17 protein-coding genes and 4 tRNA genes are annotated in these 13,956 nt (G+C 70.2%); 15 read left to right on the top strand and 6 right to left on the bottom strand.

The window, feature by feature from the left end; translation table 11 throughout:
• The first annotated feature begins 11 nt into the window (after window positions 1-11).
• Window positions 12-887, top strand: coding sequence for an SDR family NAD(P)-dependent oxidoreductase (locus ACFU3E_RS11080; protein ID WP_384154884.1), 876 nt, complete (start codon window positions 12-14; stop codon window positions 885-887).
• Between the two features lie 146 nt (window positions 888-1,033).
• Here the strand turns inward: ACFU3E_RS11080 and ACFU3E_RS11075 are convergent, their stop codons facing one another.
• Window positions 1,034-1,255: a hypothetical protein gene (locus ACFU3E_RS11075; protein WP_384154882.1), complete on the bottom strand. Its 222-nt coding sequence runs from the start codon at window positions 1,253-1,255 to the stop codon at window positions 1,034-1,036.
• A gap of 1,396 nt (window positions 1,256-2,651) precedes the next feature.
• Window positions 2,652-2,762 carry a hypothetical protein gene (locus tag ACFU3E_RS11070; RefSeq protein WP_384154880.1) on the bottom strand — a complete coding sequence of 37 codons (111 nt, stop codon included), beginning with the start codon at window positions 2,760-2,762 and terminating at the stop codon, window positions 2,652-2,654.
• A gap of 149 nt (window positions 2,763-2,911) precedes the next feature.
• On the opposite strand from ACFU3E_RS11070, the gene ACFU3E_RS11065 reads away from it, so the two are divergent.
• From ACFU3E_RS11065 to ACFU3E_RS11020, 10 genes are all read left to right on the top strand, one after another.
• Window positions 2,912-3,292, top strand: coding sequence for a DUF6907 domain-containing protein (locus ACFU3E_RS11065; protein WP_384154878.1), 381 nt, complete (start codon window positions 2,912-2,914; stop codon window positions 3,290-3,292).
• Entirely contained in the window at window positions 3,282-4,073 is a 792-nt protein-coding gene (locus tag ACFU3E_RS11060) for a hypothetical protein (protein ID WP_384154876.1), read from the top strand. Before ACFU3E_RS11065 ends, ACFU3E_RS11060 begins: the two co-directional genes overlap by 11 nt.
• Window positions 4,070-4,216: a hypothetical protein gene (locus ACFU3E_RS11055; RefSeq protein ID WP_384154874.1), complete on the top strand. Its 147-nt coding sequence runs from the start codon at window positions 4,070-4,072 to the stop codon at window positions 4,214-4,216. The genes ACFU3E_RS11060 and ACFU3E_RS11055 overlap by 4 nt, the downstream gene beginning before the upstream one ends.
• Before the next feature lie 11 nt (window positions 4,217-4,227).
• Window positions 4,228-4,734 (top strand): hypothetical protein, encoded by a 507-nt coding sequence (locus ACFU3E_RS11050; RefSeq protein ID WP_384154871.1) that lies wholly within the window; start codon window positions 4,228-4,230, stop codon window positions 4,732-4,734.
• The gene (locus tag ACFU3E_RS11045; protein ID WP_384154869.1) at window positions 4,734-5,114 is read left to right on the top strand and encodes a hypothetical protein; all 381 of its coding nucleotides are present in this window, start codon (window positions 4,734-4,736) and stop codon (window positions 5,112-5,114) included. Before ACFU3E_RS11050 ends, ACFU3E_RS11045 begins: the two co-directional genes overlap by 1 nt.
• Window positions 5,115-5,362: 248 nt before the next feature.
• On the top strand, window positions 5,363-5,641 hold the full coding sequence (locus tag ACFU3E_RS11040; RefSeq protein WP_384154867.1) for a hypothetical protein: 279 nt from the start codon (window positions 5,363-5,365) through the stop codon (window positions 5,639-5,641).
• Window positions 5,634-5,828, top strand: coding sequence for a hypothetical protein (locus tag ACFU3E_RS11035; protein WP_384154865.1), 195 nt, complete (start codon window positions 5,634-5,636; stop codon window positions 5,826-5,828). The genes ACFU3E_RS11040 and ACFU3E_RS11035 overlap by 8 nt, the downstream gene beginning before the upstream one ends.
• Window positions 5,829-6,005: 177 nt before the next feature.
• Complete coding sequence (locus ACFU3E_RS11030) at window positions 6,006-6,413, top strand: hypothetical protein (protein ID WP_384154863.1); 408 nt, start codon at window positions 6,006-6,008, stop codon at window positions 6,411-6,413.
• Window positions 6,414-6,476: 63 nt separating this feature from the next.
• On the top strand, window positions 6,477-6,770 hold the full coding sequence (locus ACFU3E_RS11025) for an HNH endonuclease (protein WP_384154861.1): 294 nt from the start codon (window positions 6,477-6,479) through the stop codon (window positions 6,768-6,770).
• A gap of 442 nt (window positions 6,771-7,212) precedes the next feature.
• Complete coding sequence (locus tag ACFU3E_RS11020) at window positions 7,213-7,662, top strand: glycine-rich domain-containing protein (RefSeq protein WP_384154991.1); 450 nt, start codon at window positions 7,213-7,215, stop codon at window positions 7,660-7,662.
• 352 nt (window positions 7,663-8,014) lie between these two features.
• Here the strand turns inward: ACFU3E_RS11020 and ACFU3E_RS11015 are convergent.
• The 4 genes from ACFU3E_RS11015 to ACFU3E_RS11000 all read right to left on the bottom strand — a co-directional run bounded on the left by ACFU3E_RS11015 (window position 8,015) and on the right by ACFU3E_RS11000 (window position 11,601).
• A tRNA-Lys gene (locus ACFU3E_RS11015) sits at window positions 8,015-8,087 on the bottom strand.
• Window positions 8,088-8,302: 215 nt separating this feature from the next.
• Window positions 8,303-10,288, bottom strand: a complete 1,986-nt coding sequence (locus tag ACFU3E_RS11010; protein WP_384154859.1) for a DEAD/DEAH box helicase — start codon at window positions 10,286-10,288, stop codon at window positions 8,303-8,305.
• A 323-nt stretch (window positions 10,289-10,611) separates the two neighbouring features.
• Window positions 10,612-11,163 (bottom strand): hypothetical protein, encoded by a 552-nt coding sequence (locus ACFU3E_RS11005; RefSeq protein WP_384154857.1) that lies wholly within the window; start codon window positions 11,161-11,163, stop codon window positions 10,612-10,614.
• A gap of 87 nt (window positions 11,164-11,250) precedes the next feature.
• Window positions 11,251-11,601 carry a metallopeptidase family protein gene (locus tag ACFU3E_RS11000; RefSeq protein ID WP_184593542.1) on the bottom strand — a complete coding sequence of 117 codons (351 nt, stop codon included), beginning with the start codon at window positions 11,599-11,601 and terminating at the stop codon, window positions 11,251-11,253.
• 83 nt (window positions 11,602-11,684) lie between these two features.
• Between ACFU3E_RS11000 and ACFU3E_RS10995 the strand changes: the two genes are divergently transcribed.
• The 4 genes from ACFU3E_RS10995 to ACFU3E_RS10980 all read left to right on the top strand — a co-directional run bounded on the left by ACFU3E_RS10995 (window position 11,685) and on the right by ACFU3E_RS10980 (window position 13,656).
• Window positions 11,685-13,295, top strand: coding sequence for a metallophosphoesterase (locus tag ACFU3E_RS10995; RefSeq protein WP_384154855.1), 1,611 nt, complete (start codon window positions 11,685-11,687; stop codon window positions 13,293-13,295).
• A gap of 80 nt (window positions 13,296-13,375) precedes the next feature.
• Window positions 13,376-13,448, top strand: a tRNA-Glu gene (locus ACFU3E_RS10990).
• A 35-nt stretch (window positions 13,449-13,483) separates the two neighbouring features.
• Window positions 13,484-13,558 (top strand) — tRNA-Asp (locus tag ACFU3E_RS10985).
• Window positions 13,559-13,582: 24 nt separating this feature from the next.
• Window positions 13,583-13,656 (top strand) — tRNA-Phe (locus ACFU3E_RS10980).
• Window positions 13,657-13,956: the final 300 nt, after the last annotated feature.

Below are 13,956 nucleotides of genomic sequence, written 5' to 3'. Positions count from 1 at the left end.
CAGGAGGCCACATGAGAACGCTCGGGCTTGGCGATCTCGCCCAGTGGGGCCTGGTGCAGGGCCTCCTCCAGCGCGGCCTGCACAACGAGACCGCGCCGGAGTACGGAATCGGATTCGGATACGACGAAGGGGAGGGCGACGTGCCCACCACGAGGCTGGCCGGCCGGAGGGCCGTGGTGACCGGCGGGACGAAAGGGCTCGGCCGGGCCATCGTGCAGGCGTTCATCCGGGAAGGGTGCGACGTGGTCGCGGCGGCCCGGGGTGCCGACCACGCGGAGTGGGCGATGTCCCTCGGGCCGGGCAGCTACCTCTTCCATCCGGTCGACGTCCAGGACCGCTCCTCCGTCGACGCCCTCATGGAGTACGCCAACGCCCAACTGGGCGGCATCGACATCGTCGTGGCCAACGCCGGCGTGAGCCGTCCGGGCCCCGCCGCCACCCTGTCGCAGGACGCGTGGGACGAGGTGATCGGCACCAACCTCACCGGTGTCTTCCGCTGCGTCCAGGCCGCCGTGCCCTACCTGGAGCGCAGCGAGCACGCCCGGCTCATCACCATGTCCTCCGCCCTGGCCGGGCAGGTGACGCCGGGGGCGTCGGTCTACAGCTCCTCCAAAGCCGCCGTCGAGGCGTTCACCCGTGTCTGCGCCGCCGAACTCGCGCCGCGCGACATCACCGTCAACTGCCTCTCCCCGGGGCTCATCGACGCCGGCATGGGCAGCCTGCTGCCCCGCAACGAGAAGATCTGGCCCCACTACGAGGCCAAGCTCGCGATGGGACGGATGGGGAAGCCGGAGGAAGTGGCGGACGCGGCGGTGTTCCTGGCCAGCTCGGACAGCCGTTACGTCAACGGACATGTGCTGGAGGTCAGCGGGGGCCTGCGGTGGTGAGCTGAGGCGACGAGGGCGGCCGGTTCAAGGGCGACATCGTCTGCGGTGGAGAGGTCGTGCTGTGCGCTGCAGCCGTCGTGATCGTCGCAGACAGGTCGCTGAAGAGCAGGCACGAGCTGGAAGCGGAACTGGAGGAGACACGGGAGTCACTGCGCCGGCTGAAAGCCCATGAGCATCCTCCGCTGCCCGAGCGGCGCCTGCTCCAGGGCCAGGTCGATGCTGCGGCCACCGTGATCGCGGTCCTCCTCGCTGAGAACACCGCCTTGCGGGAGCAGGCGGCCGCTCGATCCGCTGCCGTCGTCCCCATGCCTAGGAAGGCAGCGGATCACCTCCACCGCGTTGAGCCGCCTGCCGCGCGCGGTGGACAACCCCGAACTCTTGAACAGGCCCTGCCGCTGATCACAGAGGGAAGACCTGCCTGGGGATGGTCACCGGACGGGTTACGGGGCTGGGAGGATCGGAGGCTGCATCGGGCCGAGTCCGGGACGCCGCGCTGGCGGCAGCCCGCCGCATCGAGGTCCGCAGCCAGTGAGCGGGCTGTCCGCCTTCTCGGAGGCACTGGCCGAAGCATCTCGCCAGATCCGGGTCACCGACGGCCGCGCCTTCATCAGCGCCAGCACACCGATTCCGGTGCTGCCGGAGGACGACCGGTTCGTCACGGCGCTGGACGCGCTGGGCGAGCCTTCTCGCGCGGTGGCCGCAGCACTGAGCATCCTGTGGCCGCTCGGCCGACGGGCCCTGGAGCTGACCGCGACGTGGGCCGGCCTGTCCGCCAACGCTGTCAGCGATGGTGTCCGCGGCCTGGTCCAAGCGGGGATCGTCGACGAGCTGCGTGGCCCGGACGGCGCCACAGCAGCGGGCTGGATCTTCCGTCTTCCGCTGACAGAGCACACCGTCCGGGAGCGGCTGAGACCGAGGCAGCGCAGCCGGCTGTCCGCCACAGCCGTCGAGGTGCTCTGGGCCGACGCGGACTCGGAGCACGCCGGACAGGTGACCCCCTCGGCGGCGGTCCTGCTCGACACGCCACAGGCACACGCTTACCGGGCGGACCGGATCGCGGACGCAGGCAGCCTGGTCGACCGGGAGCGCGCGGTGGCCGAACTGACGGCTGCCGCCCAGCAGACGCTGTTCGGCACCGACGACCAGGCGGTGCTCCGATGGCTCAGGGCCGCCGCCTACCTGACCGAGCAGCCCAGCGCCCGGATTCAGGCGGTGCAACGGTATGCCACGGCCGCCTATAGGGCGTCCGACTTCTCAACCGGTCGCAGGGTCAAGGAGGCGCTGCTGCGCAACCCTGGGACGCTCACCGCGCCGGAGCTGCAGGAGACCGCCTTTCGGCTGGTGGCATTGACGGCCGATCAGCAGGACTGGCAGGCGCTGTTCCGCCTGGCGACGAAACGCTGGTGGGACGAACTGCCGGTGCCCGACGTGGTCAAGGCGAGCGGCCAGGCCGTGGCTCTGTGTTTCCTTGCCAGGTGGCAGGAGGCACTGGACCTGCTGTCCCGCACGGAACCCGCATGGAACACCGGTCCCAGCTCCCGTGTGGCACCCAGATATGTCAAAGCCCTTGCGGAGCTGGCGCTGGGCCGGCCCGAAGCCTTCCGGCATGAACTGGCCATGCCAGAAGCGCCCGGGTACATGCGCCAGCAGCGACTCGAACCGCCGCCGCCCCGCAGCCCATACCCGACGAGGTCCGCCCCTACCTGCACGACATCGGCTCATGACCGCGGCCCCGCTCTCCTCCGGGAGAGCGGGGCCGTTTCGTCATGCCTGGGGCGGGGAGTCGACCACGAAGGAGCCCTTGCCGCGCACGGTATGGACCAGGCCCCGCTCAACGAGCAGCTGCACGGCCGCGCGGGCGGTGGGCCGGGACACGGCGAGCCTCGGTGCGGACGCACGGGGTGCAGGCGCCCGTTCTCCTTAGCCTTCCGCCTAAAGAGTGCCGCCCGCTCCTTGATCACCGCCCCGCGCACCTGCCCCGACCACCTCAGCCACGCCGAGAACCGCGCAAGGGGTGAGCGCCAGTGACTCAGCACCTCCCCCGCACCGTGACCGTGCCGGTCCTCGTCGTGAAGTCCCTGGAGATCGCCGAACCCGACTGGTGCACCGGCCGCCACGGCGACCACGCCGAGTACAAGGTCGACCTCACCCACTACGGCCCCGAGCACACCATCGGCGCGAACGGCATCGACCTGCTCCGCGCCATGCTCGCCCAGGCCCCCTTCTCCCGGAAGTCGTGCACCGCCCCGGTCCTCTACATCGAAACCGGCAACATCACCGGCTCCTACAGCCCGGACCAGGTCGAGCAGCTCGCCGACGCCCTCGCCGAGTCCGCCGTCCAGCTGCGCGCCCTCGGCCGTGAGCTCGCCGCGATCCTCGCCGGGGAGGCCCCCGGTGAAGCGTGACCCGCTCCTGTGGGCCGCCCTCGCCGCCGTCCTGGTCGTCCTCGCCTCCGCCGAGTACGAACTCGCCGTCGCGTGCGGCTTCGGCACCTACGTCGCCGCCGGCGTCCCCGCAGCCCTCGATGTGTACGCCCTCGCCGCGCTCCGGGCCCGCCGAGACGTCCTCGCCGTCGTCGTCACCCTGATCGCGGTGAACGCCGCCTCCCACCTCGTCGCGGTCGGCCTCCTGCCCGTGTCGGTGACCCTCGTCGTCGCCGTGTCGGCGGTCGCTCCGCTCGTGCTGTGGCGTGTCCACCGACTCTCCGAGCAGCAGCCGGAACCCGCGGCGGAACCAGTTCCGGCCGTGGCGGAACCGGCCCCGGAACCGGCGGAACCAATCACCGTGGAACGCGCCCCGGAGCCGGTCGACGCGGCACCCGTCGGCCCCGTCCTCGGCCCCTGGCAGCCCGTGGCGGAACTCGCGGGCGGAACAGGCGGAACTCGGGGCGGAACCGCACCTGACCAGGCTTTTCCGGCGATCACCGAAGCAGTGTCTGGTAAGCATGAACGGCCTGCGGAACCGGCACCGGAACCAGTTCCGCCCCTGGTTCCGCCGACCGGAACCGGCGCCGACGACATCGCCTCCGAGGACAGCAGCAACACGACCTTCGAGGCCCGCGTCGCGACCGTCCGGCACTGGCTGGAGACGGAACCGGAACTCACCGGAACCGAGATCGGAACCAGGCTCGACGTCAGCGACGGCTACGGCCGGCGCCTGCTCCGCGCAGCCCGCGAGGGCACGTGACGCTCGCCGTCCTCTTCGCCGGATCTGCTCTGGTCGCCCTGCTCGGGCTGTGCGCCGTCGCGCTCCACGACGTTCCGAAGATCTCCGGGACCGTCGCCCTGATCCTCACCCTCGCCGCGCTCGGCGTGGCCATGTACCGCTGAAGGACCCCAGCATGACGTTCGTGACCTACGGCGGTGTCACCGTCGGACTCCTCATCCTCGCCTACCACCTCACCAACTGGTGGCCCGGCCTCAAGGCCCTCCAGTCCAACCTGGCCCACCACGCCGCCGCCCTACTCCCGTTCCTCTTCGCCTGGTCCTACGGCGTCCTCGCCATCCTCACCCTTGGCGGACTCGTCGGCTGGGCAGCCGACACCACCCTGTGGATCTCCAACTGGCTCGGTGACGTCGCCCTCGTCTGGGGCGTCGGTGGCCAATCGGGCGTCCGCGCATCGGGCGTCACCTACCTGCCGCTCACACAGGCCGGCGGCGCCGTCGTGCTCATCCTCACCGCCGTCATGGTCGTCCTGGCGAAGAAGCCGCGGTACGGCAGCGACATCAAGGCCGGCGCGTGGTGCGGGATCTGCCTCGGCACCAGCGCGGGCGTGGCCGGGTTCGCCGCAGCACCTCTCGCGGTCGCCGTGAACTGGCTCGGTGACCACGTGTACGGGGCGCTGTGATGGCCGCCCGGAAGAAGCGGCGCGCCCCCGTCGAGGAGCCCGAGGAGCGCAGCACGGCGGCCGGTGGCTGCGTGCTTCTGGTGCTCGGCGGCGTGCCTCTGGCGGCCGTGTGGGCGGTGTCGGCTGAGGTCGGAGTCCTGGCCGTGTGGGTGGTCGGCGCGGCTGCGGTGTGGTGGTCCGCCCGCCGCCGCATGTCCGATTCGTCCGCCACTCCCCCACCACAGGAGGAGCGCCCCACCTGCCGCGAATGCGCAGGTCATCAGCTTCTCAGTGTGACCCCTCTCGAAAACCAGAAGGGGATGTTGATCTACAAGACCGCGCCCCCCAACCGGCCCAACCACACCCACATCCACATCATCGAGGAGGTGAACGCGCGATGATCCGACGCCTCCTCGCCGCCCTCCGATACGAGCAGCCACCGCTCAACTACTGCCCGAACTGCGCCGGGCACTACCCGCCGAGCCACTTCCCCTGCGTGTAACCACCTCCCCCACCAGGCGACCTCGGGCGGGCACACGACGAGGCCGCCTCACGCAACGATCAAGACAACTGACTCGACGTCGGAATATCGGGCCGTCGGCCTTGGAAGCACCATAGGAACCAGCGCCACAAGGGGAGGGACCGCAGCATGACCGACGTTGGGGATCTGAACGAGCCCGCGGGGACGGCCGAGCTCCGGCGTCTGCAGGACAAGTACCGCAAGCAGAACATCGCGAACGACCGCGCGCGGGAACTCGTCGAAGAGGACATCAACAGCGGCCGTTGCAGCGACGAGCAAGCCGACGAGATCAGCCGCTCCTTCGAGCAGTCATGCCGCGAGGTCCTCGACCGCATCCATGACGAGATCGAAGCACACCGCAGGTGCTACAACCTGCCCAGCACTGCATCACAATGGACCGATGAGTGAGGCACCGCCCGGCTACTACGGCACCCGCGACGTCGCCCGCGCCCTCGATATCGGCCCCGCCGGCGTCCGTAAGCTCGTCCAACGCGGCCAACTGCGCCGCGCTGGCGGCACCGAACGACACCCCTGGTACGCCGCCCGAGACGTCGCCGCACTCACCGTGAAACGTGCCGCGGTCAAGGCCGCTTGACCGCAGGTCAGCCGCGTGTCACGATCCGGGTGTACAACTGTGCCCTCAACCGGCACCACAGACACACGACGAAGCCCCGACTGCCGCTCACAGTCGGGGCTTCGTCGTGCCACAGCACAACCATCGCCATCCCCCACACGTCACACCCGTGACGCACCAGTACTACCAGGGGGGATCATGCGCATCCGCACGACCATCGCCGTAGCCACGGCCGCGCTCGCCATCACGCTCGTCGGCTGCAGCAGCGACAACAACGACAGCGAGCCCAAGACCACCGAGAGCAGCAGTCAGCCCAGCACCGACAACAGCGCCGCTGAGAAGGCCGCCGGCATCCCCGCCGAGCCCACCGGCGCCAAGCGTGACGCCCTCCTCGCCGCCATCCACGACGTCAACGCCAAGCTCACCGCCGACGAGGACAAGGCCATCGACGCCGCACGCAACCAGTGCTCGGGACTCAACGGCGGCGCCAAGAACCCGGACCGCCTCGCCGCTGAGCGGTTCTCCTACAACGGGATCACGCTCACCGACGACGACGGTGCGCACCTCAACATCGGGCTGCGCAAGACGCTCTGCCCCAAGACCTGACCACGCCAACTCCGGCCCGGCCCGCACCACGCAGGCCGGGCCGCGGCATGCCAGGGGGTGACCGTGGCCACCGACCGCGACGAACTCACCAGCTACGAGTACCGGCAACTGCGCGCCCGCATCCTCGCCGCATCCGACGTGTGCATCGTCTGCGGCCACGGGGCCAGCGACACCGCCGACCACGTCCACCCAGTCAGCAAGGGCGGCGCCCGGCTCGACCCCGACAACCTCGCACCCATCCACGGCGTCAAGGGCTGCCCCGTCTGCCTCCGCAAGTGCAACAGCGAGAAGGGCAACCGGCCCCTCGCCGACGTCGTCCAGCTGCACACCAGCGTCGACTGGTTCGCCGGCCCGTAGAGCAGACGACCAGGTCAGAGGCCTGATCGCATGCGCATCGCCGCAGGTCAGAGGCCTGCTCGGCCGCGCACGCCGTCCGGTCTTCAGGAATCGGACATATCGCAACCCCACACAGTTCCCCCTCGATGTGCGCTTGGGCGGTGAGGTCGTGCGGGTCACCGCCTGCGCGCCCGCCACCTGGGACAGCTTGCACGCCCCGATGTGCGAGCAGTGCACGGACGACGCGAGCCGCTGCGAAGTCGGGCTGATCCTGTACCGGCTCGTCCGCCAGGGGCCCCGCCCGTAACCCCAAGACTCCCCGCCCGGCCGGTGAATCCCGCGAAGAACCCCGGCCCGGGCGGGGCCATCCCATCCGCTACCAGCGAAGGAGATCACTGTGAGCGTACCTCCGAACCCCGGCCCCGGCCCGACGCCTCCCGACGCGCTGCCCGGGCTCGCCCGCATGCTCATCACCGACGAGCGGTTCGCCAGCGTCCGCGGCACGGTCATGGATGCCAACCCGGACATGGACGAGACGTTGGCCGGCCGCATCGTCGACGAGGCCCTCAAGTTCGTGGCGGCCTGCGCGAAGAACCCCGGCGTCGGGCTGGCCCCGTCGCGCATCGTGGACGAGGGGTGGCATGCGCTGATCCTGCACACGGCGATGTACGCCGAGCTGTGCGAGTCCCTCGGCAGCTTCGTGCACCACTTCCCGGGCTACGACCCCACCAACTACGATCCGCCGATCCTGGACCGGACTCGCGAGAAGATCGCGGAACTCGGGTGGGAGGCGGATGCGGAGCTGTGGGGCCCGCCCTCGGACGAGACGCTCGTGTCGGTGGCGGCGAACTGCCAGCACGCCCCCGAGTGCACGATCGTCGTTACGCCGAAGCCGAAGCCGACGGTGGCGTAGCCTGCCGGTGAAGGGAGGCGCCGTGTCTGAGACCGAGTCCGAATGGATCGACCCGCGCTATGCGGAGATGGTGGCGGCGTGGAAGCGCACGCAGCAGCCCGCGTCACGTGCCCCGAAAGAGCAGAGGCCTGTCCGGGGGTTCGTGGCCCCTCCCAAGCCCTGATCCACCCAGCCGGGCACAGCGCCCAGGCTGACCCCGCGGCCCCGGCCGGCGTCTCCCCGACGCCGCCGGGGCCGCTTCATGTCTTGATCGTCTGCACTTCGGGCGAGCATCGGGCGAGCTAACGACCACCAAAGCCCGAAAAACGCCAACGACCCCAGATCAGATGCTCTCTGACCTGGGGTCGAGCTGTAGGCCCTGTGGGACTCGAACCCACAACCAATGGATTAAAAGTCCACTGCTCTGCCAATTGAGCTAAGGGCCCAGGCGATGTTGCCCCCACGAGCATAGCCCGACGACGCCGAGTCTCCGATCGGGTATCGGGGTCCCGGCCCCGCCGGACCGACGAACAGGGCCGATAGGCGCCCCGAATCGACCGGTTCGGGCGTGTCCGCGCGCATCCCGCGCAACCCGCCGGAACGACAGAGCGCCGCGGCCCGCCCGTCGGGACGGAGCCACGGCGCTCCTCAAGCACTGATGTCAGCCGTTGCGCTTCCAGCGCGGCTTGTCCTCACGGCGCTGGAACGAGCCGCCGGTGCGGTGGTCGTCACGGCGGCCGGAGGGGCGGTCGTGACCGGAGGACCGGAAGCCGGGACGGTCGCCCTGACGGTCACGGTTGAAGGGGCGGTCGCTGCCACGGTGCCCACCGCGCTCGTCCCGGCGCTCGAAGGAGCGGCCCGGACGGTCGTCCCGGCGGAAACCGCCACCCCGGTTGTCGTCACGGCGCTCGAAGCCACGGCCACCACGGTCGTCACGACGCTCGAAGGAACGTCCACCACCACGGTTGTCATCACGACGGTCGTCGCGGCGGAAACCGCCACCCCGGTTGTCGTCACGACGCTCGAAGCCACGGCCACCACGGTCGTCACGACGCTCGAAGGAACGTCCACCACCACGGTTGTCATCACGACGCTCGAAGCCACGACCACCACGGTCGTCACGACGCTCGTACGAACGTCCACCACGGTCGTCCCGGTCCGCCCGGTCGACATCCTGCGCCGCCGGCTGCTCGGGCACGGACACCTCGGCCGCCGCGGCCACCACCGCTGCCTGAGCCTCGGCCACCGCGGCCTCCGGGTCCTCACCCTGCTCGCGGGCGACCCGGGCCACCAGCCGGTCGGACTCCTCACGCAGCTCAGTCGCACGCCGCTGCGCCCGCTCCAGCTCCTTGGCGAGCTGGGCGACCTCACGCTCGGCCTGCTGCGCGGCGTTGCCCACCGACTCGGCCTGGACCTCGGTCATCGACCGCGCGCCCGTGATCTCGGCGACCTCGGGGTCGAACGTGCCGGCGCCCTGGATGATGTGGCGCGAGGCGTCGACGCCCGCGTCCTCCATCAGCCGGAAGATCTGACGCCGCTGGTGCGGCAGGGACAGGGACACCACCGTGCCCGTACGGCCGGCCCGCGCGGTGCGGCCCGCACGGTGCAGGTAGTCCTTGTGGTCGCCGGCGGGGTCCACGTTCAGCACGAGGTCGATGCCGTCGACGTGGATGCCGCGGGCGGCGACGTCGGTCGCGACGAGCGCGTTGACGTAGCCCTTCTTGAAGTCCTCGAGCACCCGGGTACGCGCGCCCTGCGTCATGCCGCCGTGCAGCGCGTCGGCCTTCACACCGGAGTCGCACAGCTGCTCGGCGATACGGTCGGCGCCCAGCTGGGTGCGGACGAAGATGATCGTGCGGCCCTTGCGGGAGGCGATCGCGGCGGTGACCGGCGCCTTGTCCTTGGGCTTCACGATGAGGATGTGGTGCGACATGGTCGTGACGTTGCCCTGGGCGCTGTCGACCTCGTGCGTGACCGGGTCGGTCAGGTAGCGCTTGACCAGCGTGGAGATCTCGTTCTCCATCGTGGCCGAGAAGAGCATGCGCTGGCCGCCGGCCGGGACCTGGTCGAGCAGCTCGGTGACCTCGGGCAGGAAGCCCAGGTCGGACATCTGGTCGGCCTCGTCGAGAACGGCGATCTGCACGTTCTCCAGCGAGCAGGCACCCCGGTTGATGATGTCGCGCAGCCGGCCCGGCGTGGCGACCAGGATGTCGACGCCCCGCTCCAGGGCGTAGATCTGGTTGCCCATCGACGTACCGCCGCAGACGACCTTCATCTTCAGGCCGAGGACGTCGCCGTAGGGCTGCAGCGCGTCGGCGACCTGCATGGCGAGCTCACGTGTCGGCGTCAGGATGACGGCGCGCGGCTTGTGCTTCTCGGTACGGCCGCCGGCCAGCGTGGCCAGGGTCGGCAGACCGAACGACAGGGTCTTGCCGGAGCCGGTGCGGCCACGGCCGAGGATGTCCTTGCCGGCCAGGGCGTCCGGGATGGTCGCGGCCTGGATCGGGAAGGGGGTGGTCACGCCGTTCTGCGCGAGCTTGCGCACGACGCCTTCGGGAAGGCCGAGGTCCGCGAACGTGACCTCGGGGGCGTCCTCGGCTGCCTCGTTCTCGGGCACGACGACGTGATCAGTACTGGCGATGGACATGCGAATGCGAAACCTTCCGGAGTCTCAAGTCGGCACGCGCCCGTCAACTCCGTGATTCGCGATTCGCAATACGACCGCCTCAATGCGGTCCACCACGGCAAGGGAGAGTACGCGCCACACGGCGCGCTCTGCAGTGGCGCCGGGCAAGATGGGATCAAACGATCTGCCACCATACGCACTCCAGGTCCCGTAAGGCAAACCGGACTGTGCAGGCGACAGCGGGAGACCGTCCGGCGACCGGACAGCGCTCCCAGGAACTCCAACCACCCTCCCGCCGGGATTGTTCCCGCCCCGGGAGGACAACTTCCCCCGCATCCCCGGCCCTACGCCGGTGACCCCGCCTCCGGTGCCGGCTCCCGCTGCGCGAGCTGTGTCCCCGAGGGCTCGTGCGCCGACGACGACGGCTCCGGCGTCGGCTCCGGAGACGTCGTCGGCTCCTGCGGCGTCGGCGTGGGCTCCGGCTCGGCCGTCCGGGTGGGCGCCGGCGGGACCGACGGCTTCGGCGTGGGCCGGGCCGGCTTCCCCGGCTTGTCATGCCCCGGCACGCCAGGGCTCGCGTCAGCGCTCGGCGACGCCTCGGGGGACGCCGACTCCCCCACCTCGCCACCCTCGCCCTTCTTGCCCTTCTTATCCTTCTTGTCCTTCTTACCCTTGCCACGCCCCCGCTCACCGTCGGCCCCGGCCGCACCGGGCCCGGCGCCACCGCCCGACACCGCCGGCCCGCCGTCGGACGCCTCACCACCCCGCTGCCCGGCGGAATGCGACGGCTTGACGCTCCCGCCCACGTCGTCGTCGCCGACGCTCATGCAGCCGGCGGCAGCGGCGACCGCCACGACCGTGGCGGCCAGTCGGACGGGTACGTACAAGGGGCGCACGGGGCCACCTCCGGAAAGGGTGAGGAAGTCAACACCTCCAACTCCCGCCGCCCACAAGAGGACACGCGCCCCGTATTCACAACCCGGTCAGCCGTAGCCCAGCGCGTGAAGACGCTCGTCGTCGATACCGAAGTGGTGCGCGATCTCATGCACCACGGTGACCTCCGTCTCCGCGACCACGTCCTCCCGCGACTCACACATCCGCAGCGTCGGGTTCCGGTAGATCGTGATCCGGTCCGGCAGCACACCGGCGTACCACTCACCCCGATCGGTCAGCGGAGTCCCCTCGTACAACCCGAGCAACTCGGGATCGTCCGCCGGCGGCTCGTCCTCGACAAACACCGCGACGTTGTCCATCAGTCGCGTCAACTCCGGCGGGATCCGGTCGAGCGCCTCGGCGACCAGCTCCTCGAACTCCTCACGCGTCATCTCCAGCACAGGCCCATTGTCAGCCACGAACCCGCCGCACAAGAGCCTCCCGCCGCCGCATATCCAGCCCCGCACTTGGGCATACGGGACCAATGTCCCGCGCCCCCGCCTCAGTCCGGAGTGTCCTGAACCCGATCCGCCAGGCCCCACGAGCCCTGGCCCGCCACTACCGCTCCCGCCAGGCACCCGCCACGATCGAACTCGTGGCGCAGCCCCACCCGTGGACCCGTGCGGCGGGACTCGTGGCCGTCGTCCTCCTCGGCGCCTGGCTGGGGCTACTGGTCGTGGGCAACGTCCGGGCCCCGGTCGGCCCCATGAACACCACCATGACCCTGCGCCCCTCCTTCACCGGCGGCACCAAGATCAACATCTCGCCCCTCGGCGCCCTGGAACTGAACAGCCACATCGCCCCCGTCCGCCTCGACGTGAACGTCGACCAACTGGACCCCGACCGCTCCCAGGCCCTGGTCGACCGCCCCGAACGCCTCTCCGGCCTCCAGGACGAGGTCACCGAGGACGTCGGCCGCGGCACCCTCGACCTGGCCATGCGCTCCGGTGTCGCCGTAGTCGCCGGCGCCACCGCCCTCGGCCTCGTGGTCTACCGCCGCCCCCGCCGCGCCCTGGCCGCCGGCGGCCTCGCCCTCACCCTGCTCGCCGCCTCGGGCGGCACGGCGTACGCCACCTGGCGTCCCGACTCGGTCCTGGAACCCAAGTTCTCCGGCCTGCTCATCTCCGCCCCCTCCCTGGTCGGCAACGCCCGCAGCATCGTCACGGAATTCGACGTCTACCAGAAGGAATTGGCCCGCCTGGTCACCAACGTGACCAAGCTCTACAACGCCACCTCGACGCTCCCCGCCTACGCACCCGACCCCTCCACGATCCGGGTCCTGCACGTCTCCGACATCCACCTCAACCCCGCGAGCTGGAAGATCATCGCCTCGCTCGTGGAGCAGTACAAGGTCGATGTGATCGTCGACTCCGGCGACACCATGGACCACGGCACGGCCGCCGAGAACGGCTTCCTGGACCCCATCGAGGACCTCGGGGCCCCCTACGTCTGGGTCCGCGGCAACCACGACTCGATGATCACCCAGCGCTACCTGGAGGACCTGAAGAACGTCCACGTCCTGGACGACGGCCGGGCACAGACGATCAAGGGCCTGCGCTTCGCGGGCATCGGCGACCCCCAGTTCACCCCCGACCGCTCACGGCGGACCGGCGCCGAGCAGTCCCAGGAACTGGCCGGAGCCCGCCTGGCCACGGCCCTGCGCGACCAGCGCACGGCCGGCACCCCGGTGGACATCGCCGTCGCCCACGAGCCCTCCGCCGCCCGCGAGGTCGACGGCGAAGTCCCCCTCGTCCTGGCCGGCCACCTCCACCACGACGAGATGGAGAACCTGCCGTACGGCACCCGGCTCCGCATCGAGGGCTCCACCGGCGGCAGCGGCCTGCGCGCCATCGAGGGCAAGCACCCCGACCCCATCGAGGCGTCGATCCTCTACTTCGACCGGGACACCCGCCTGCTCCAGGCCTGGGACGAGATCGAACTGGGCGGCCTCGGCCTCACGACGGCGGAGGTCAGCCGCCACCTCCCGAAGGAGAACCAGCCCGGAGCAAGCCCTTCTCCCGGCACCTCTCCCAGCACCTCCCCCGGCACCTCCCTCGGCACCCCGCCGGAAGGCACTCCGTCGGCCTCCCCATAAACCGTTTTGGCGATACCTCCCGCCATCCCATATGCTTCTCACGTCCCCGACGCGCTGAGAAGCGCGCAGGCGGGCCGATAGCCCTCATCGTCTAGCGGCCTAGGACGCCGCCCTTTCAAGGCGGTAGCACGGGTTCGAATCCCGTTGGGGGCACGCATCACCCTGTGCGACACTGTCGTACGAAGCTTGGTCCTGTGGAGCAGTTTGGAGTGCTCGCCACCCTGTCAAGGTGGAGGCCGCGGGTTCAAATCCCGTCAGGACCGCTGAGGTTTCACGTGAAACCTCGTGGCTGGGTAGCTCAGTTGGTACGAGCGTCCGCCTGAAAAGCGGAAGGTCGCCGGTTCGACCCCGGCCCCAGCCACAGCCAAGGCCCCGATCCTCGGATCGGGGCCTTCTTGTATGCCTCGTGGACCACGCCTGTGGTACGAGCTGTGGGAGACGTGGCTGGCTGCCGCGTTGCAGGCGTGGAGGTTGCCTGTAGTGCCGATGCCTGTTCGGGGGTCGGCAGGAGTCTGACGCGGATCACGAGCTTCACGTCGGGGAATCCAGAGCGGGGCCGGTGCTCCGGTCAGGTGATCGATCTACGGCCACTCGATCGAATTACCGCCCGGTCAAGCGCTCGAAGATGATCTGGGTGCTTGGTCGAAATCCGTTCGCCTCT

It is taken from the genome of Streptomyces sp. NPDC057424 (assembly GCF_042803315.1).
Classification (GTDB): domain Bacteria; phylum Actinomycetota; class Actinomycetes; order Streptomycetales; family Streptomycetaceae; genus Streptomyces.
Note: the sequence above shows the minus strand (reverse complement) of the source record. Positions and strands in the feature narration are given on the sequence as shown.

Excerpts from the sequence above, each read along its gene's own strand:
- ACFU3E_RS11020 (WP_384154991.1), top strand. The coding sequence starts at position 7,213 with ATGCTCATCACCGACGAGCGGTTCGCCAGCGTCCGCGGCACGGTCATG.
- ACFU3E_RS11010 (WP_384154859.1), bottom strand. The coding sequence starts at position 10,288 with ATGTCCATCGCCAGTACTGATCACGTCGTCGTGCCCGAGAACGAGGCA.
- ACFU3E_RS11035 (WP_384154865.1), top strand. The coding sequence starts at position 5,634 with ATGAGTGAGGCACCGCCCGGCTACTACGGCACCCGCGACGTCGCCCGC.
- ACFU3E_RS11050 (WP_384154871.1), top strand. The coding sequence starts at position 4,228 with ATGACGTTCGTGACCTACGGCGGTGTCACCGTCGGACTCCTCATCCTC.
- ACFU3E_RS11030 (WP_384154863.1), top strand. The coding sequence starts at position 6,006 with ATGCGCATCCGCACGACCATCGCCGTAGCCACGGCCGCGCTCGCCATC.
- ACFU3E_RS10995 (WP_384154855.1), top strand. The coding sequence starts at position 11,685 with ATGTCCCGCGCCCCCGCCTCAGTCCGGAGTGTCCTGAACCCGATCCGC.
- ACFU3E_RS11045 (WP_384154869.1), top strand. The coding sequence starts at position 4,734 with ATGGCCGCCCGGAAGAAGCGGCGCGCCCCCGTCGAGGAGCCCGAGGAG.
- ACFU3E_RS11040 (WP_384154867.1), top strand. The coding sequence starts at position 5,363 with ATGACCGACGTTGGGGATCTGAACGAGCCCGCGGGGACGGCCGAGCTC.
- ACFU3E_RS11080 (WP_384154884.1), top strand. The coding sequence starts at position 12 with ATGAGAACGCTCGGGCTTGGCGATCTCGCCCAGTGGGGCCTGGTGCAG.